Genomic DNA, 17,200 nt, shown 5'->3' on the forward strand with positions numbered 1-17,200 from the left:
TCGACTGTCGTGTTTCCACTCAGTCGTATTTTTTTCTTAAGAGTGAAGATTGATCCGGCGCGCTTTCGCGTCAAGCGTTTTGTGAGTGTCATGCACATCACGCTTGCGAAACATACTCTTCCCTTCTCCCACAAGGGGGAGAAGGCAAGGGTTGCTGCTATCAGGAACGTGGCCTGGTCTTCTGCGGGTCGTAGTGGGCGAAGGCCACGACTCGCGCCGGCAACCGCTTGGCGTGGCCGTCGAGCTTGCCGATCTCGACCTCCGTGCCGATCTCGGCATGGGTGACGTCGAGCCGTGCCAGCGCGATGGTCTTGCCGAGCACCGGTGAGCGCATGCCGGAGGTGACGACGCCGATCTGGGCGCGGCCGACATGGACGCAGTCACCATGGCCGACCGGGATGTTGGCGTCGATGTCGAGGCCGACGAGCTTGTGCTGGGGATGCTCCTTGCGCCGGATCAGCGCGTCGCGGCCGATGAAGTCGTCGGCCTTGGTCTTGAGCGGCACGGTGAAGCCGATGCCGGCCTCGAATGGATCGGTCTGGTCGGAGAATTCATATCCGGCGAAGATCAGCCCGGCCTCGATGCGCACCATGTCGAGCGCCTGCAGGCCCATCGGCTTCAGCCCATGCGGCTGGCCGACTTCCCAGACGGCGTCGAACACTTTTTCGGCGTCGCGCGGATGGCACCAGATCTCGTAGCCGAGCTCGCCGGTGTAGCCGGTGCGCGAGACCACGACCGGAACGCCGTTGCCGCCGCCGATGCGCGCGACGGCGAAGCGGAACCATTCGAGCTCGCCGATCGAAGGCTGCACCGGCGAGGTCCAGACGACCTCCTTCAATATGTCGCGGCTCTTCGGCCCCTGCACGGCGATGTTGTGCATCTGATCGGTGGAGGAGCGAACCAAGGCGTTGAGGCCAAGCTTTTTGGCGGTCTCGCGCAGCCATTCGCCGGAAAAATCGTCGCCGCCGACCCAGCGGAAATTGTCCTTGCCGAGCCTGAGCAACGTGCCGTCATCGATCATGCCGCCATGCTCGTAGCACATCGCCGTATAGACGACCTGACCGACGCCGAGCTTCTTGACGTCGCGGGTCAGCGTGTATTGCAGCAGCGCTTCCGCATCCGGTCCGGTGACCTCGAACTTGCGCAGCGGCGACAGGTCCATGATCACGGCATCCTGCCGGCAGGCCCAGTATTCGGCGATGGGGCCTTCCTTGGCGAAGGAGTTGGCCAGCCAATAGCCCCTGTATTCGACGAAGTCGCGCGTGTGCTTGGCAAAGCTCGAATGAAAGGCTGTCTCGCGGGTCATTTTCGGTTCCGAATCGGGCTTCATGCGTCTGGCGATCGCTCGCGAGAATTTGTGCTGGCCGGAATAGGCGCGCACATGGATGTCGGTCAGGTCCCAGCCATTGGCGGGCGTGGTGTCGTCCGGGCAGGCCGAGGACACGCAGACGATGTCGGTCAGCGCGCGCAAGAGCACATAATCGCCCGGCCGCGACCACGGCTCGTCCGACACCATCACGCCATGCGCGTCGATCGCCGTGTTGAAGAAGAAATTGATCGCCATCCAGCCCGCGCGCGGCGTCACGCCCTTGTCGAAGAGCGCCTTGTTGAAATTCTCCGAGCAGTTGGTGTGACCGGGATATCCGATGTCGTCGTAATATTTGGCCGCACAGGCGAGCGCGAAGGCGTCGTGCCGGCCGCACGTGTCCTGCACCACCTCGACCAGCGGCTCCATGTCCTGGTCGTAATATTTCGAATGCAGCCCCGGCATCGGATAGGCCGAGCCCATCAGCGTGCGGGTCGTCGTCACGTCGAGCGGCAGGTCGCGGCCCTTGTCCAGCTTGCGCGCCGAAAAACACTGGAAGTCGGTGCATTGCCGGCCGTCGACATCGATGATCTGCAGATAGTCGCCGGCCTTGACGAAATAGGATTCGGCGGTCGCCGACTTCACACGAAGGTCGAGCACCGGATCGGCGAGCGGATCGGGAAGTTGCGACCTGTTCTTCAGCCGGATCGTGGCGCGGCGCACCAGGACGGTGAGCGGCGTCGCTGTGTTGTGGCCGTCGACCAGCATCGGTCCGCCGGGAGCCGCAATCAGCAGCGCGCCGTCGCGCTGGACCGAAAAGCTCTGCTCGGTGCCGGCCGGCGTGGCGCCGCCGAACACGCGCACGGCCCTCGGCTGCTCGAGCTGCACGTTGCGGCGCTCGAGGCTGAGGCGCAGCGCCGAAAGGCTGTCGTCTCCCTCGGTGAGCAGCGCCTTGATGCCGGCAGCATTGCTGTTGGACCGCTCGCCGAAAATGCCAGGATCGGTGATGCCCGACTTGTCCCAGGCGAGCAGCTCGCAAGGCTGGCCGCCCTCGATATTGGTCACGCTGACGCTGTCGCCGGCCTCGACATCGATCAGCACCGCGCCGTTGCCTTGCACGGTGTAGCGTTCCATGCCGGGCGGCAGTGCGACCTGTCCGGGCCGGAGAATCAGGCTCGGCCGGGGCGGCCCGGACGCGACGGCAGGGTAGGGCGACTGGCTCATCTCAAACCCTCCTCCGAGCGAGAAACAAGTTTGCCTGTATGTAAAATTATTTTAGCACCAAGAATAGCAGCGGAGATGGATTTGGCAAGCACCGGCTCCGCCTTCTCCCCTATGGGAGTAGGTGGCCGCGAAGCGGCCGGATGAGGGGTGCTCCAGGGAAAGCCAGCGTCTCACTCCGCTGGAACACCCCTCATCCGTCTCTGCGCTTGCGCGCCGATCCGCCTTCTTCCGCAAGGGGAGAAGGCGAGGGCGCACCGCTACGCCAAGTCCTCGGAATGGCCGATCGTGACACCATATTCCGCGGCCGAGTCCAAAATGGTGTGCCACAGGCTCTCGGTGAAAGTCGCGAACACCAGGAGATCGAACACCGCCTGCCCGTCAGCCCGATCCTGGCCGCGCCAGAGCGTGACGCTGGTGTGATCCATCGATGTGGCGGCAGCCGTGCCGACCGGGAACACATCAGGATGCAGGTCGATCGACGACAGCTTGGCGAGCATCGCGCGTGCCTTATCGCCGGAGACGCTGATCAGCGCCCGCGCATGCGATTGGTCGGAAAGCGAGGCCGATCCCGCAAAGACAGGCGCAAGGCGATCCATCGTGTGTCTGCCGCCTTTCGACAGCACAAGGAACTGGTCCGGCCCGGACCAGATCAGCGTCGCGTCGGTCGTGCCGATCGCCTTGGGTGTTTCCGGCGCGGCGATGCCGAAGTGCGTTCGCGCGGCCTTTATCATCTCGCCGGCCTTGCCGCGCCGCGCCATCACCTGGACGAGATCGAAATCGCGGATCTCGGTCAGCGAAACGCCGGCTTCGCCCTGCGCGCCGTAAGGGCCGGCGACCAGCGCGCGGTCGAGCGGGCTGCGGACGTCCCAGGAAAAATCAGCCACGCTGACGCCCTCCATCCGGATCGTAGAAGACGGAATTGCAGAGCTCGACATCATAGTTCTCGCCGCGCAGCGGATCGTGCGCGCGCACGATCTCACCGATGCGCTCGCGGCCGCGCTCGACAAAACCGAGCCCGATCCACTGGTCGAGCAGCGGCGAGAAGCAGACCGAGGTGACATAGCCCTGGTCGTTCTCCGGCCTCGGTGTCTCGCCCTTTGGAATGATGTGCGCGCCGGAGCGCAGGCGGCGCGCCTTGTCGGTCGGCTTGATGCCGACGACCACCTGCCGGTTCGGCGCGACCAGCGCCTCGCGCGCGGCCATGACGCGGCCGATGAAATCCTTCTTGGTCGACATCATCTTGCCGAGTCCCAGATCGGCGGCCGTTGTGGTGCCGTTGAGCTCCGGCCCGGCGACATGGCCCTTTTCGATACGCATCACGCCGAGCGCCTCGGTGCCGTAGGGCGTCACGCCGAACGGCTTGCCGGCAATCATCAGATTGCGCGCCATCGCTTCGCCATAGCGCGCCGGTACCGAAATCTCGAACGCCATCTCGCCGGAGAAGGAGATGCGGAACAGCCTCGCCTTGATGCCGCCGCGCAACGCAACTTCCCGCGCGCCCATGAACGGAAAGCCTTCGTTCGACAGGTCCTCGGCCGGATCGACGATCTCTTTCAAGAGATCGCGGGTTTTCGGCCCGGCGATCGAGAACTGCGCCCACTGGTCGGAGACCGAGGTCAACTGCACGTCGAGCTCGGGGAACAGCACCTGCCGGCAGAATTCCAGATGCTGCATCACCAGCCCGGCCTTCGCCGTCGTGGTGGTGAGGAAGTAATGGTCCTCGGCGAGGCGGGAGGTCGTGCCGTCATCATAGACGATGCCATCCTCGCGCAGCATCAGCCCGTAGCGCGCCTTGCCGACGGCGAGGCTGGAGAAGGCGTTGATATAGACGCGATCGAGGAAGGCGCCGGCATCCGGGCCATGAACGTCAATCTTGCCGAGCGTCGAGACGTCGCAGAAGCCGACGCCGCTGCGCACCGCCTTGACCTCGCGGGTCACCGACTCCAGCCAGTCCTTCTCGCCGGCGCGGGGGTACCACTGCGCGCGTTTCCATAAGCCGGTGTCGACGAAGACGGCACCCTGTTCGGCCGCCCAGTGATGCGAGGGCGTCAGCCGCGTCGCATGGAAATTCTCGTCGCGGTGATGCCCGGCGAAGGCGCCGATGGCGACCGGCACGTAAGGCGGCCGGTAGATCGTCGTGCCGGTCTCGGGAATGGATTTGCCGCTGACCGCCGCCATTATGGCGAGGCCGGCGACATTCGAGGTCTTGCCCTGGTCGGTCGCCATGCCGAGCGTGGTGTAGCGCTTCAGGTGCTCGACCGACTCGAAACCCTCGCGCTGTGCCAGCTCGACGTCGGACGCGGTGACGTCATGCTGCTGGTCGACGAAGGCCTTGCCTTTGCCGGCGACATGCCAGAGCGGCGTCAGCGAAAAAGCCTCGTCATCCGCGACCGACATCGATCCGATATTGCCGCTGTGTCCGGCGTCGCGCGCCGCGGCAGCTCCTGCCTCGAATCCTTCGCGTAGGCAGGCGCCAAGTCCGAAGGCGCCGTTGGCGGCGCCCGCTGCCGCCATGCCGGGCGGTGCGCCGTCAGGCACGAAGGCGGCGATGTCGTCGCGCCATTTCGGCCGGCCGCGATGGTAGGAGGTGAGGCCGACCGCCGGGTTCCAGCCGCCGGAGACGGCGAGCCCCTCGGCCTCGACCTCGGCGCGCGCCCCGCCGGTCAGCGAGACGGCAATCTTGCGCACGCCATTCTTGCCGCCATCGACGCCGCTGACGGAGCCGTGCAGCACAGGGAAGCCGCCCCTGCCGGCCAGGGCGCGATGCGCCGGCGAAACGTCCGGTCGTGCATCGATCACGGCGGCCACTTGAAGACCCGCCGCGATCGCCGTTTCGGCCGTACGCCAGCCATCCTCATTGTTGGTAAAGAGAGCGATGCGTCTCGCCGGCGTGGCCGCGTAGCGGTTGATGTAGCTGCGCATGGCCGACGCCATCATCACGCCTGGCGTGTCGTTGCCGGCAAAGACGATCGGCCGTTCGATCGCGCCGGCCGCGACGACGCAGCGCTTGGCCACGATCCGCCACAGCCGCTGGCGCACCTGATGCTTCGGCGGCACGGGCAGGTGGTCGTTGACGCGCTCGATCGCGCCATAGGTGCCGCCGTCATAGACGCCGAACAAAGTGGTGCGCCTCATGATGCGCACGTCGGGCATGGCCTCAAGTTCGGCAACCGCGCGCGCGATCCAGTCGGCGGCCGGCAATCCGTCGATCGTGCCGCCATCGGCGAGCAGGCGCCCGCCGAGGACAAAATCCTCCTCGCAAAGGATGACGCGCGCGCCGCTGCGTCCCGCAGCAAGGGCAGCCGCCAGGCCGGCCGGCCCGGAACCCGCGATCACCACGTCGCAATGCGCCCAGGCCTTGTCGTAATGGTCCGGATCGGAAACGCCCGCGGCGCGACCGAGGCCGGCGGCGCGGCGGATCGCCGGCTCGTAGATCGCTTCCCAGAACTTCGCCGGCCACATGAAGGTCTTGTAATAGAAGCCGGCGACGAAGATCGGCGCGAACAGTTGGTTGACCGACATGACGTCGAAGTTGAGCGATGGCCAGCGATTCTGGCTGGCGGCCTCGAGGCCCTCATAGAGCTCGGCCGTCGTCGCCTTGGTGTTCGGCTCGCGCCTGGCGCCGCTGCGCAGCTCGACCAGCGCGTTGGGCTCTTCCGAGCCGGCGGTCAGGATACCGCGTGGACGGTGATATTTGAACGAGCGGCCGACGAGCTTGACGCCGTTCGCGACCAGCGCGGAGGCAAGCGTGTCGCCCTTGAAACCGAAGAGTGTCTTGCCGTCGAAGCGGAAGTTGAGCGGTGCCGAGCGGTCGATGAGACCGCCATCGTTCAGCCGGTTTGCCTGATCGCCGCGCATCACGCACCAACCTTGGCGGCGCCGGCACCCGCCGCCGGCTCGACAGCCGAGATCTCATGCGTCAGCGTGTTGCGCGTGACCTTCAGCCAGGCCCGGCAGCCGCCGCCATGGTACCAGTGCTCGCTCATCACACCGGCGATATTGTCGCGCAGATAGACGTAATCGTAGACCGCATCTTCGCCGGCATCGGCCGCGGGGCGTTGCGGCTTGGCGTCGCCGAGATAGGTGAACTCGCCGAGTTCGCGTTCGCCGCAGAAGGGACAGGTAATACGCATCTTGCTACGGCGGCCTCAGTGCAGGTTCGGTTGGGCGCCCTGGCCCTTCTCGTCAATCATGGCACCGCGCCGGAACCGGTCGAGGCGGAAGAGCGCGGCTTCCTTGTGCGATTGATCGCGGGCGATGAGATGGGCAAAGACGAAGCCCGAGCCCGGCGTCGCCTTGAAGCCGCCATAGCACCAGCCGGCATTGATATAGAGGCCGTCGACCGGGCTCTTGTCGATGATCGGCGAGCCGTCCATCGACATGTCCATGATGCCGCCCCACTGGCGTAAGAGCCGCACCCGGCCGATCATCGGGATCAGCGCCATGCCGCCTTCGCAGACATCCTCGACCACCGGCAGATTGCCGCGTTGGGCGTAGGAATTGTAGCCGTCGATATCGCCGCCGAAGACCAGCCCGCCCTTGTCGGACTGGCTGACATAGAAGTGCCCGGCGCCGAAGGTCATGACATTGGGCAGGAGCGGCTTGATCGCCTCCGAGACGAAGGCCTGCAGCACATGGCTTTCGATCGGCAGGCGCAAGCCGGCCATCGCCGCGACACGCGAGGAAGAACCCGCCACCGCCATGCCGACCTTGCCTGCGCCGATCTTGCCGCGCGAGGTCTCGACGCCGGTCACCTTGCCGTTGGCGTCGCGCGTGAAACCGGTGACTTCGCAATTCTGGATGATGTCGACGCCGAGCGCGCTCGCCGCATGCGCGTAGCCCCAGACGACGGCGTCGTGCCGCGCCGTGCCGCCGCGCCGCTGCAGCAGCCCGCCTTGCACAGGAAAACGTGCATTGTCGAAATTCAGGAACGGCAGCATTTTCTTGAGTGCGGCCTGGTCGAGCAGCTCGGCGTCGATGCCGTTGATGCGCATGGTGTTGCCGCGCCGGGCGAAGGCATCGCGCTGCGCGTCGGAGTGATAGAGGTTGAGCACGCCGCGCTGGCTGACCATCGCGTTGTAGTTGAGGTCCTGCTCCATTCGCTCCCAAAGCTTCATCGACAATTCGTAGAAGCCGGTGTTGCCGGGCAGGCCGTAATTGGAGCGGATGATGGTGGTGTTGCGGCCGGCATTGCCGGAGCCGATCCAGCCTTTTTCGAGCACTGCGACGTTGCGGATGCCGAACTCGCTGGCGAGGAACCAGGCCGTAGCGAGACCGTGGCCGCCGCCGCCGATGATCACCACGTCGTAGCGGTCCTTCGGCGCTGCGTCGCGCCAGGTGGGCTGCCAGTTCTTGTGGCCGGAGAGGGCGGCGCGGGCGAGCGAGAAGATCGAGTATTTCATCAGTTCATTCCGAGGTCGCTCGCACCGCCGAGATATCAGATATCCAGCGTGTGGTCGCGCTCCCACTGCGTGAAGTGGGACGCATAGGAATTCCATTCCTGCTGCTTCAGCTTTAGATATGCCGACGAAAATTCCTCACCCAGCGCCGCCTTGAGCGATTTGTCATTGTCGAACTCGCGCAACGCATCGAGCAGGTTGAGCGGCAGTTTCGGCGCGTCGGTCACGGTGTGGCCGAACTGGTACATGTCGATGTCGTGGCGCTTGCCGGGATCTGCCTTGGAGCGGATGCCGTCGAGGCCGGCGGCGATGATCACCGCCTGCAGGAGATAGGGGTTGGCGGCGCCGTCGGGCAGGCGCAATTCGAAACGGCCGGGGCCGGGCACGCGCACCATATGGGTGCGGTTGTTGCCGGTCCAGGTCACCGTGTTCGGCGCCCAGGTCGCGCCCGAAATGGTGCGCGGCGCATTGATGCGCTTGTAGGAATTCACCGTCGGATTGGTGATCGCGGCAAGCGCCGAGGCATGCTTCATGATGCCTCCGAGGAAGTTCTTGCCCTTGGCCGAGAGGCCGAGCTCCATCGCGTTGTCGGCAAACACATTGGTCTTGCCGGTCTCGTCCCACACCGAGATATGCGCATGGCAGCCATTGCCGGTCAGGCCCTGGAACGGCTTCGGCATGAAGGTCGCGCGCAGGCCGTGCTTCTCCGCGATCGACTTGACCATGAACTTGAAGAAGGAGTGCTTGTCGGCGGTCGCCAACGCGTGGTCGAAGGACCAGTTCATCTCGAACTGGCCGTTGGCGTCCTCATGGTCGTTCTGGTACGGGCCCCAGCCCAGCGCCAGCATGTGGTCGCAGATCTCTGCGATCACGTCGTAACGCCGCATCACCGCCTGCTGGTCGTAGCAGGGCTTCGACGCCGTGTCGTATTGGTCGGAAATGGCTGTGCCGTCCGGCGAGATCAGGAAGAACTCGGCCTCGATGCCGGTCTTGACATGCATGCCGTCGCGGGCCGCCTCAGCGATCAGCCGCTTCAGCGTGTTGCGCGGCGCCTGGTCGACCTCCTTGTCGTCCATGATGCAATTGGCCGCCACCCAGGCGACGTCTTTCTTCCACGGCAATTGGATGACCGATTCCGGGTCCGGCACCGCCAGCATGTCCGGATGCGCCGGCGTGAGGTCGAGCCAGGTTGCGAAACCGGCAAAGCCCGCACCGTCTTTCTGCATGTCGGCGATCGCCTGCGCCGGCACCAGCTTGGCGCGCTGGCCGCTGAACAGGTCGGTGTAGGAGATCATGAAATATTTGACGCCGTTCTCCTTGGCGAATGCGGCGAGATCGTTCCCCATTATAGTTCCTCGCTTATGTGATCTTGGAAGTTTGTCTTAGAAGCCGTTCTTCCCCGGTATCCAGTTGGTGCCGGCCAAAGGCACGCCGGCCATGGCGGCGGCTTCGATCGAGAGCGCGACGAGATCCTCGGGCTCGAGGTTGTGCAGGCTGTTCTTGCCGCAGGCGCGGGCAATTGTTTGCGCTTCGAGCGTCATCACCTTGAGGTAGTTCGCCAGCCGTCGTCCGGCCGCGATCGGATCGACCCGCTTCATCAATTCGGGGTCCTGCGTGGTGATGCCGGCCGGGTCGCGGCCCTCATGCCAGTCGTCATAGGCGCCGGCCGTGGTGCCGAGCGCATTATACTCCGCCTCCCAGCGCGGATCGTTGTCGCCGAGCGCGACAAGCGCGGCCGTGCCAATCGAGACGGCATCGACGCCGAGCGCCAGCGCCTTGGCGACATCGGCGCCGTTGCGGATGCCGCCGGAGACGATCAACTGCACCTTGCGGTGCATGCCGAGGTCCTGCAGCGCCTGCACCGCCGGCCTGATGCAGGCAAGCGTCGGCTGGCCGACATTCTCGATGAACACTTCCTGGGTCGCGGCCGTGCCGCCCTGCATGCCGTCGACCACGACGACGTCGGCGCCGGCCTTCACCGCGAGCGCGGTGTCGTAATAGGGTCGCGCCCCGCCGACCTTGACGTAGATCGGCTTTTCCCAGTCGGTGATCTCGCGCAGCTCGAGGATCTTGATCTCGAGATCGTCCGGCCCGGTCCAGTCGGGGTGGCGCGAGGCCGAGCGCTGGTCGATGCCCTTGGGCAGCGTGCGCATCTCGGCCACACGGTCGGAAATCTTCTGGCCGAGCAGCATGCCGCCGCCACCCGGCTTGGCGCCCTGGCCGACGACCACTTCGATAGCGTCGGCGCGGCGCAAGTCGCGCGGGTTCATGCCGTAGCGCGAGGGCAGGTATTGATAGACCAGCGTTTTAGAATGGCCGCGCTCTTCCTCGGTCATGCCGCCGTCGCCGGTCGTTGTCGAGGTGCCGGAAAGCGTGGCGCCGCGGCCGAGCGCTTCCTTGGCCGGGCCGGAGAGCGAACCGAAGCTCATGCCGGCGATGGTGATCGGGATCTTCAGCTCGATGGGCTTCCTGGCGTGGCGCGAGCCGAGCACCACCGAGGTGTCGCAGCGCTCGCGATAGCCTTCGAGCGGATACCGCGAGATCGAGGCGCCGAGGAACAGGAGATCGTCGAAATGCGGCAGCTTGCGCTTGGCGCCGGCGCCGCGGATGTCATAGATGCCGGTCGCGGCCGCGCGGCGGATTTCGGAAAGCGTGTAATCGTCGAAGGTCGCGGATTTGCGCGGCGTCGTCGGCGGGTTGCGGTAGGTCATCTTGCCTCAATACGCGTCGGCGTTATCGATGTTGAAATTGTAGAGCTTGCGGGCCGAGCCGTAGCGCTTGAACTCCGAGGCCTTGACGCCGGTGACGCCGGCCTTGTCGAGCAGGCCCTGCAGCAATTCGATATGCTCGGGCCGCATCTCCTTGGCGATGCAGTCGGCGCCGAGGCTTTCGACCTTGCCGCGCACGAAGAGCCGCGCCTCGTAGATGGAATCGCCCAGCGCGTCGCCGGCGTCGCCCAACACCACGAGATTGCCGGACTGCGCCATGAAGGCCGACATGTGGCCGATATTGCCGTGCACGACGATGTCAATGCCCTTCATCGAGATGCCGCAACGCGACGAAGCATTGCCCTCGATGACCAGCAGGCCGCCGCGGCCTGTGGCGCCCGCATACTGGCTGGCGTCGCCCTTGATGACGATCGAGCCCGACATCATGTTCTCGCCGACGCCGGGGCCGGCCGAGCCATGGACGGTGATCGCGGCGCCGTCATTCATGCCGGCGCAGTAATAGCCGACGCTGCCGCGCACATCGATGGTGATCGGCTGGTCGACGCCGACGGCGACCGAATGGCTGCCCTTCGGATTGAGCACTTCCCAGGCGGTCTCGTTCGAGCCGGGCGTGAGCTTGTGCAGCGCCTGGTTCAATTCGCGCAGCGAATGTTCGGACAGGTCGAAGACGCGTGACGCCTGACTGTGGGCATGGCCTTGCTCGCGCTCGGCCTTCGACATCGGAGTTGCCGGCATCAGCTCAATGCTCCCAGAAATAAACGGTTGCGGGCTCGGGTTCCCAGACCCGCGCATTGTCGATGCCGGGGAGCTTCGTCAGCGCGCGATATTCGGAGCCGAAGGCGACATACTGGTCGGTCTCGGCCATGACCGCGGGTTTGCAGGCGATCGGGTCGCGCACCACGCCGAAGCCGTTCTTGGTGCCGACGACGAAGGTGAAGAAGCCGTCGAGGTCGGAGAGCGTGCCTTCCAGCGCCTCGCCGAGATTCTTGCCATGCGCCATCCGGTTGGAGAGATAGGCGGCCGCCACTTCGGTGTCGTTCTCGGTCTCGAAGGTCATGCCGTCGCGGATCAGCTCGCGGCGCACATTGTTGTGGTTGGAGAGCGAGCCATTGTGCACCAGGCACTGGTCGGCGCCGGTCGAAAACGGATGCGCGCCCATCGTCGTCACCGCCGATTCCGTCGCCATGCGGGTGTGGCCGATGCCATGCGTGCCGGTCATCGCGCGCACGCCGAAGCGTTCGACGACGGCTTCGGGCAGGCCGACTTCCTTGTAGATCTCCACTGCCTCGCCCGCGCCCATGATGCGGATGTCGGGCCGGAGCGTCTGCAGCGCCTCGCGCGCGGCGTCGACCTTGTCCGGCGTGGTCCGGATCACCGCATGCGTGGACTTGACCGCGACGCTGACCGGTGCGCCAATCGCCTTGGCGAGTTCGGCGTCGAGACCGCGGAAATCGCGATCCGGCTTCGGCGACTGCACGGTGATCTTGGCTTCATTGCCGGTGGCCGCGCCATAGATGGCGATGCCGGCGCTGTCCGGTCCGCGGTCGCTGAGCGACACCAGCATCTCCGACAGCATGGCACCGAGCTTCGGCTCCAGCGCCTTGTCCTTCAAGAAAAGTCCGACGATTCCGCACATCCCAGCCTCCGACGTTTTTGGCTCTCAGATGGTGTATCCAATGAGCGAGCCGAATTCAATTGGTATGAAAGAAATTTTCCTGTGGTTACATATTTGACGTCGCATCGCCGTCGGCACTATCGCTGTCCGGGCGCGCCTTGTGAACCCAGATCGCATGGCGGATGCGCGCAATCCGGTAGGCGTCGAGGATCGAGAAGGCATAGATCAGGAAGCCGCCGGCATGGCGGCCGATGAAGCTGGCGTCGGCGGGCGCCAGCTTGGTGGTTATCCAGCCAAGGATCACCATGAAGAAAAGGAACTGCAGGCCGCGCGCCGGCACGCCGAGCATGACATGGCCGCTTGCCGGCAAGACGATCGCGGCGCCGAGCACAAGATAAGGATTCACTGGAGCCGGGGTGGCGGTTTCGTCGCTCATGCCGCCTGCCTTTCGCGCCGGTTGATGGCTTGGCGAAGCGTCGAGGCCACCTCGAGCAACCGTTCGATCAAGGCCGGATCGATCCCGGCATCGCCGAACGCGGCCTGCCGGAACACGCCATAGCGTGCGCGCTCAGCCTCGGCCAGCAGCCATACGATGCGCACGCCCTTCGGCGTGATCAGCAATTCCTTGGCGCGTCCTTCGGCAAAGATATCGGTGTGCGAGGCGATCAGGTCCTGCGGGAAGGCGACGCCTCTGCGGTCGGTCTTGAGCACGGCGTCGGCGGGAAAGCCGAGCACCTTCGGCAGCGTGTGCGGCAGATGGTCGAAATTGGAGAATGTCGTCGCCGAATTCGGCCGCATCATCATGTCGAAGACACCCGGCACCGCGACCGGCTCGGTGATCGAAACGCTGAGCCAGCGCGTCGGCAATTTTCGTGTCGCCAGCGTGTCGACGATGGTGCGCAGCTGGACGCGCTGGCCGTTCCAGGAACCGGCCCAGGTGACGACACCGGCCGTGCCGTCGGAAATGTCGGCGGCATCGGGAACGACACTGCGGACGCTCGCCGTATCAGCGGCCAAGGCCGCCTTCGCCCTGTCGCGGCCGGCGCGCGCCAGCCAGGCAATATGGGCGGCGACAGCCAATGCGATCGCCCCGGCAAGCAATACTGACGTCAGTTCCGACATTTCGACACGCCACGGCCCGCCGTCGACAGGCGGGCCCTTACTCCACTCAATAACCCTGCGGCTTCGGCCACGGCATGGAGAACTGGTCGCCGCGCCGCACGAATTTGTAGCGGTAGAAATGGAACCACAGCGAGATCAGGAAATAGAACACCGTCATCGCGATCAGCTGCGAGCCGAAGCCGAGAAAGATGGCGAAGAACGTCACCATGCACAGGCAGAAGAGCACGATTGCCGGCAGCGGATGGAAGGGATGCGTGTAGCCGCGGCGGATCGTGCCCAGCGGCCACTTCCTGCGAAACATCATGATGTTGATGCTCATGAAGGTGTATTGCAGCACGCCCGACAGGATCGAGAAGGTGATCGCCTGGTTAAGGTCGGCGATGAAGGCGAAGGCCAGCGCGATCGGCAGCAGGAACAGGATCGAGCGATAAGGCGTGCGGTATTTCGGATGCACCGCCGAGAACCAGCTCGGCAGGTAGCGGTCGCGGCCGAGCGAGAACCAGGCGCGCGCCGCGTCGTTGATGCAGCCATTGGCCGAGGCAAGCGCCGCCAGCAGCGTCGCGATGAAGAGCAGGTTCTCGAGCAGCGGGCTACCTGTCAATTTGCCCGCGTCCCACAGCGGATAATAGGTGATGCCGAGATATTCCCACGGCATCAGCGAGGCGCAGACATACCAGGTCATCGCGGCGGCGATCAAAAGCGTGATCATGCCGGCCATGGTGCCATAGGGCAGGGAGCGCGCCGGCGAGCGCACTTCCTCGGCCGCCTGCGTCGTGCCCTCGATGCCGAGATAATACCAGATACCGAACTGGAAGGCGGCAATGACGCCGATCCAGCCATAAGGCAGCGCGTTGCCGGGCGTGACCAGCTCGTTCAGCTTCAGCACCGCGCCTTGCGTCCACGGGCTGACGGAAAAGAACAGGATGACGATCGAGACATAGGCGATGGCGGTGATGACGAAATTGACGTTGAGCGTCATCAGCACGCCGCGATAGTTGAGCCAGGCGAGCACCACGATGGTGGCGGCGATGAAGGAATTATGCGTCAGCCCTTCGACGCCTGCCTTGGCGACGATTGTGTCGCCGAGCAGGATCGCGTCCGACACTTCGAGCATCGTGTAGGCAAACACCAGGAACAGCGCGACGTTGAAGGCCATCAGCGGCCCGACGATGTGCTTTGCCTGCGCGTATTGGCCGCCGGCCGCGGCGACGGTGGACGTCACCTCCGAGTCGATCATGGCGACCGAGGTGTAGAGCAGCCCGACGATCCAGCAGACGATCAGCGCCGCGAGCGCGCCGCCCTTGTCGGCGGAGAAATTCCAGCCGGTGAACTCGCCGACCAGCACGATGCCGACGCCCAGCGCCCACACATGCGCAGGGCCGAGCACCCGAAGCAGCGAGACTCTGTCGCCATGGATTACCGTTTGTCCCGTCTCAACCGCGGCCGTCATATCAGTCCCCACTCAGATCCGGTGTTTTTCGGAAACGGCCTCAAGCTCGCCTTCGCGCGAGGATGTCAGCACGGCTTCGGAATAGGTCGTGTCGACCTTGAACCAGTCGTAGAGCATCCACGCCGCAAGCACGACCGAGATGCCCCAGCAAACGTAAGACAGTCCCATCCACATGATGTTTTCCCCGGACTATTAGCCGTCGTCGAAGTCTATTTGTCGTCGAACTTCTCGTTGATCACCTCGCGATATTCCTTATCGGAGGCACGGAACAGGAAGACGAAATAGGCGATCAGCACGATCGCCATGATGATCAGCGTCGGCCAGTCGATGATGTAATGGAAGCGGTTCTGGATGATGTCGTGCGCCGTCTCCGGCGTGTAGCCGAGCTTCTCCCAGATCGAGGCCATGGTGGCGTTCTGGCCAAGCGCGTCCCAGGTCTTGGCGTCGAGTGGATCGATCGACTTCGCCGCTCCGGCGAGGCCGAGCTTCAACGGCAGCCACAGCGCCACGAAGATGGCGACCACCACCACCGCGATGTCGAGGATCTGTCCGGCCTTGTTCTGCTCCGGCGGGATATAGCGGGCCATGGTTTCTCCCCTCAGGATTGACGGTTGCGGGCGGCGTCGGCGTTCTTGATGTCGAGCCCGTAGATGAAGTCCTTGTCTTCCTTGTAGTGGTTGAGCATGGCGAGGATGGCGGCGGTGTTGAAGATCAGCACCGCTGCGGCCGCGATCGCAACCACGAGCTTGATCCCGCTGTGAGGGATGTAAGCCCAGGTCATCAGGAGGACGAAGAGGATCGTCGCCCACAGGCAAACGATCAGGAGCACGGATCCGCGCACGTCGGAACGGTACAGCGCCTCGATGCGCTGCTGCAGGTCGGACATCGTTTTTCCCCTTCTGGCGACGTCCGGCCCCGAACAGACCGGGCGTCCACTCTTTCAACAGAGTGAAATTTTTTTCATAAATTCCGCCCGATTCCGCAAATTGTCAAGCCGGATTTACGCACGTAAAGCGTTTGTCCACGGGCAAGAAATTTGCCTGACAATGAAATTATTTGCTTCAAGGGGATTGCAGGGCTTCGCCGTTTGCGGTCAATATTCGCACAAGCTCCGCCAGCAAGCAGGAGCAGGGAACGGCAACGACTTACATGACGGAGGACGATCGGATGACGGCATCCTGGAGATTCTCGACCTTGGCGGATCGCCATCGCGCGCTCGGCTCGAAGCTCGAGGACTGGAGCGGCATGGGCACCGCCTGGACCTACGACAAGGATGCCAACGAGGAATATATCGCGATCCGCACCAAGGCCGGGCTGATGGATGTGTCCGGCCTGAAGAAGGTCCACATCACTGGTCCGCATGCCTCGCATCTGATCGATCTCGCCACGACGCGCGACGTGGAAAAGATCTATCCCGGCAAATCGGCCTATGCCTGCATGCTGAACGACGCCGGAAAATTCACCGACGACTGCATCCTCTACCGCATCAGCCCGAACTCGTGGATGGTCGTGCACGGCTCCGGCACCGGCCACGAGGAACTGCAGCGGGCGGCGATGGGCCGCGATGTCTCGCTGCGCTTCGACGACAATCTGCATGACCTTTCGCTGCAGGGCCCGGCCGCCGTCGACTATCTCGCCAAGCATGTGCCGGGCATCCGCGACCTCAACTATTTCCATCACATGCAGACGCAGCTCTTCGGCTTCCCGGTGATGATCTCGCGCACCGGCTACACCGGCGAGCGCGGCTACGAGATCTTCTGCCGCGGCCAGGATGCCGGCACGATCTGGGACAGGATTCTCGAGGAGGGCAAGAGCGCCGGCATCATTCCCTGCCGTTTCACCACGCTCGATATGCTGCGCGTCGAGAGCTACCTGCTCTTCTACCCTTACGACAATTCCCAAAAATATCCGTTCGAGAACGAAGGCCCCGGCGACACATTGTGGGAGCTCGGCCTCGATTTCACCGTCAGCCCCGGCAAGACCGGCTTCCGCGGCGCCGAGGAGCATTATCGGCTGAAGGGCAAGGAGCGCTTCAAGATCTTTGGTGTGCTGCTCGACGGCAAGGAGCCGGCGGACGAGGGTGCGCCCGTCTACCGCGACGGCAAAAAGGTCGGCGTGGTGACCTGCGCAATGTATTCGCCACTGGTCGAGAAATCGATGGGCATCGCCCGTCTCGATGTCGATTGCGCCGTCAAGGACACCAAGCTCGAGATCCGCAACAGGAGCGGTTCCATCAACGCGACGGCGCAGCCGCTGCCCTTCGACGACCCGAAGAAGACCAAGCGCACGGCAAAGGGCTGAGGCATCATCACGGGGAGGGTTTCGAGGCACTAGAGCATGATCCCGAAAGTGGGA

16 protein-coding genes are annotated in these 17,200 nt (G+C 64.3%); 1 reads left to right on the forward strand and 15 read right to left on the reverse strand.

The window, feature by feature from the left end; genetic code table 11:
* Positions 1-160: 160 nt before the first annotated feature.
* The 15 genes from P9273_RS19715 to P9273_RS19785 all read right to left on the reverse strand — a co-directional run bounded on the left by P9273_RS19715 (position 161) and on the right by P9273_RS19785 (position 15,731).
* Positions 161-2,530, reverse strand: coding sequence for a DUF1989 domain-containing protein (locus P9273_RS19715; RefSeq protein ID WP_278050396.1), 2,370 nt, complete (start codon positions 2,528-2,530; stop codon positions 161-163).
* A gap of 257 nt (positions 2,531-2,787) precedes the next feature.
* Positions 2,788-3,414: a sarcosine oxidase subunit gamma gene (locus P9273_RS19720; protein WP_278050397.1), complete on the reverse strand. Its 627-nt coding sequence runs from the start codon at positions 3,412-3,414 to the stop codon at positions 2,788-2,790.
* On the reverse strand, positions 3,407-6,388 hold the full coding sequence (locus P9273_RS19725) for a sarcosine oxidase subunit alpha (protein WP_278050398.1): 2,982 nt from the start codon (positions 6,386-6,388) through the stop codon (positions 3,407-3,409). The genes P9273_RS19720 and P9273_RS19725 overlap by 8 nt, the downstream gene beginning before the upstream one ends.
* The gene (locus P9273_RS19730; RefSeq protein WP_040998061.1) at positions 6,388-6,663 is read right to left on the reverse strand and encodes a sarcosine oxidase subunit delta; all 276 of its coding nucleotides are present in this window, start codon (positions 6,661-6,663) and stop codon (positions 6,388-6,390) included. The genes P9273_RS19725 and P9273_RS19730 overlap by 1 nt, the downstream gene beginning before the upstream one ends.
* Positions 6,664-6,678: 15 nt before the next feature.
* Positions 6,679-7,932, reverse strand: coding sequence for a sarcosine oxidase subunit beta family protein (locus P9273_RS19735; RefSeq protein WP_278050399.1), 1,254 nt, complete (start codon positions 7,930-7,932; stop codon positions 6,679-6,681).
* Positions 7,933-7,967: 35 nt separating this feature from the next.
* Positions 7,968-9,275, reverse strand: coding sequence for a type III glutamate--ammonia ligase (glnT, locus tag P9273_RS19740; RefSeq protein ID WP_278050400.1), 1,308 nt, complete (start codon positions 9,273-9,275; stop codon positions 7,968-7,970).
* 36 nt (positions 9,276-9,311) lie between these two features.
* Positions 9,312-10,640, reverse strand: coding sequence for an FMN-binding glutamate synthase family protein (locus P9273_RS19745; protein WP_112126011.1), 1,329 nt, complete (start codon positions 10,638-10,640; stop codon positions 9,312-9,314).
* A gap of 6 nt (positions 10,641-10,646) precedes the next feature.
* Positions 10,647-11,393: a GXGXG domain-containing protein gene (locus tag P9273_RS19750; RefSeq protein ID WP_040998053.1), complete on the reverse strand. Its 747-nt coding sequence runs from the start codon at positions 11,391-11,393 to the stop codon at positions 10,647-10,649.
* Between the two features lie 4 nt (positions 11,394-11,397).
* Complete coding sequence (locus P9273_RS19755; RefSeq protein WP_201414080.1) at positions 11,398-12,294, reverse strand: class II glutamine amidotransferase; 897 nt, start codon at positions 12,292-12,294, stop codon at positions 11,398-11,400.
* Between the two features lie 85 nt (positions 12,295-12,379).
* Positions 12,380-12,709 carry a hypothetical protein gene (locus P9273_RS19760; protein WP_278050401.1) on the reverse strand — a complete coding sequence of 110 codons (330 nt, stop codon included), beginning with the start codon at positions 12,707-12,709 and terminating at the stop codon, positions 12,380-12,382.
* Positions 12,706-13,395 carry a hypothetical protein gene (locus P9273_RS19765; RefSeq protein ID WP_278050402.1) on the reverse strand — a complete coding sequence of 230 codons (690 nt, stop codon included), beginning with the start codon at positions 13,393-13,395 and terminating at the stop codon, positions 12,706-12,708. Before P9273_RS19765 ends, P9273_RS19760 begins: the two co-directional genes overlap by 4 nt.
* A 46-nt stretch (positions 13,396-13,441) precedes the next feature.
* Positions 13,442-14,845: an APC family permease gene (locus tag P9273_RS19770; protein WP_040998046.1), complete on the reverse strand. Its 1,404-nt coding sequence runs from the start codon at positions 14,843-14,845 to the stop codon at positions 13,442-13,444.
* Positions 14,846-14,857: 12 nt separating this feature from the next.
* A complete protein-coding gene (locus P9273_RS19775) occupies positions 14,858-15,019 on the reverse strand; it encodes a hypothetical protein (RefSeq protein WP_040990881.1) in 162 nt (53 codons plus the stop codon).
* 35 nt (positions 15,020-15,054) lie between these two features.
* Positions 15,055-15,432: a hypothetical protein gene (locus P9273_RS19780; RefSeq protein WP_040998044.1), complete on the reverse strand. Its 378-nt coding sequence runs from the start codon at positions 15,430-15,432 to the stop codon at positions 15,055-15,057.
* A gap of 11 nt (positions 15,433-15,443) precedes the next feature.
* The gene (locus P9273_RS19785) at positions 15,444-15,731 is read right to left on the reverse strand and encodes a hypothetical protein (protein WP_040998042.1); all 288 of its coding nucleotides are present in this window, start codon (positions 15,729-15,731) and stop codon (positions 15,444-15,446) included.
* 281 nt (positions 15,732-16,012) lie between these two features.
* Here P9273_RS19785 and P9273_RS19790 point away from each other — a divergent pair, with 281 nt between their 5' ends.
* Entirely contained in the window at positions 16,013-17,146 is a 1,134-nt protein-coding gene (locus tag P9273_RS19790; RefSeq protein WP_278050403.1) for an aminomethyltransferase family protein, read from the forward strand.
* The last annotated feature ends 54 nt before the right edge of the window (positions 17,147-17,200 follow it).

The organism is Mesorhizobium sp. WSM4935 (genome assembly GCF_029625735.1).
Taxonomy (GTDB): Bacteria; Pseudomonadota; Alphaproteobacteria; order Rhizobiales; family Rhizobiaceae; genus Mesorhizobium.

Excerpts from the sequence above, each read along its gene's own strand:
- glnT (WP_278050400.1), bottom strand. The coding sequence starts at position 9,275 with ATGGGGAACGATCTCGCCGCATTCGCCAAGGAGAACGGCGTCAAATAT.
- P9273_RS19730 (WP_040998061.1), bottom strand. The coding sequence starts at position 6,663 with ATGCGTATTACCTGTCCCTTCTGCGGCGAACGCGAACTCGGCGAGTTC.
- P9273_RS19760 (WP_278050401.1), bottom strand. The coding sequence starts at position 12,709 with ATGAGCGACGAAACCGCCACCCCGGCTCCAGTGAATCCTTATCTTGTG.
- P9273_RS19745 (WP_112126011.1), bottom strand. The coding sequence starts at position 10,640 with ATGACCTACCGCAACCCGCCGACGACGCCGCGCAAATCCGCGACCTTC.
- P9273_RS19725 (WP_278050398.1), bottom strand. The coding sequence starts at position 6,388 with ATGCGCGGCGATCAGGCAAACCGGCTGAACGATGGCGGTCTCATCGAC.
- P9273_RS19785 (WP_040998042.1), bottom strand. The coding sequence starts at position 15,731 with ATGTCCGACCTGCAGCAGCGCATCGAGGCGCTGTACCGTTCCGACGTG.
- P9273_RS19715 (WP_278050396.1), bottom strand. The coding sequence starts at position 2,530 with ATGAGCCAGTCGCCCTACCCTGCCGTCGCGTCCGGGCCGCCCCGGCCG.
- P9273_RS19770 (WP_040998046.1), bottom strand. The coding sequence starts at position 14,845 with ATGACGGCCGCGGTTGAGACGGGACAAACGGTAATCCATGGCGACAGA.
- P9273_RS19735 (WP_278050399.1), bottom strand. The coding sequence starts at position 7,932 with ATGAAATACTCGATCTTCTCGCTCGCCCGCGCCGCCCTCTCCGGCCAC.
- P9273_RS19755 (WP_201414080.1), bottom strand. The coding sequence starts at position 12,294 with ATGTGCGGAATCGTCGGACTTTTCTTGAAGGACAAGGCGCTGGAGCCG.
- P9273_RS19790 (WP_278050403.1), top strand. The coding sequence starts at position 16,013 with ATGACGGCATCCTGGAGATTCTCGACCTTGGCGGATCGCCATCGCGCG.
- P9273_RS19775 (WP_040990881.1), bottom strand. The coding sequence starts at position 15,019 with ATGTGGATGGGACTGTCTTACGTTTGCTGGGGCATCTCGGTCGTGCTT.
- P9273_RS19780 (WP_040998044.1), bottom strand. The coding sequence starts at position 15,432 with ATGGCCCGCTATATCCCGCCGGAGCAGAACAAGGCCGGACAGATCCTC.
- P9273_RS19765 (WP_278050402.1), bottom strand. The coding sequence starts at position 13,395 with ATGTCGGAACTGACGTCAGTATTGCTTGCCGGGGCGATCGCATTGGCT.
- P9273_RS19750 (WP_040998053.1), bottom strand. The coding sequence starts at position 11,393 with ATGCCGGCAACTCCGATGTCGAAGGCCGAGCGCGAGCAAGGCCATGCC.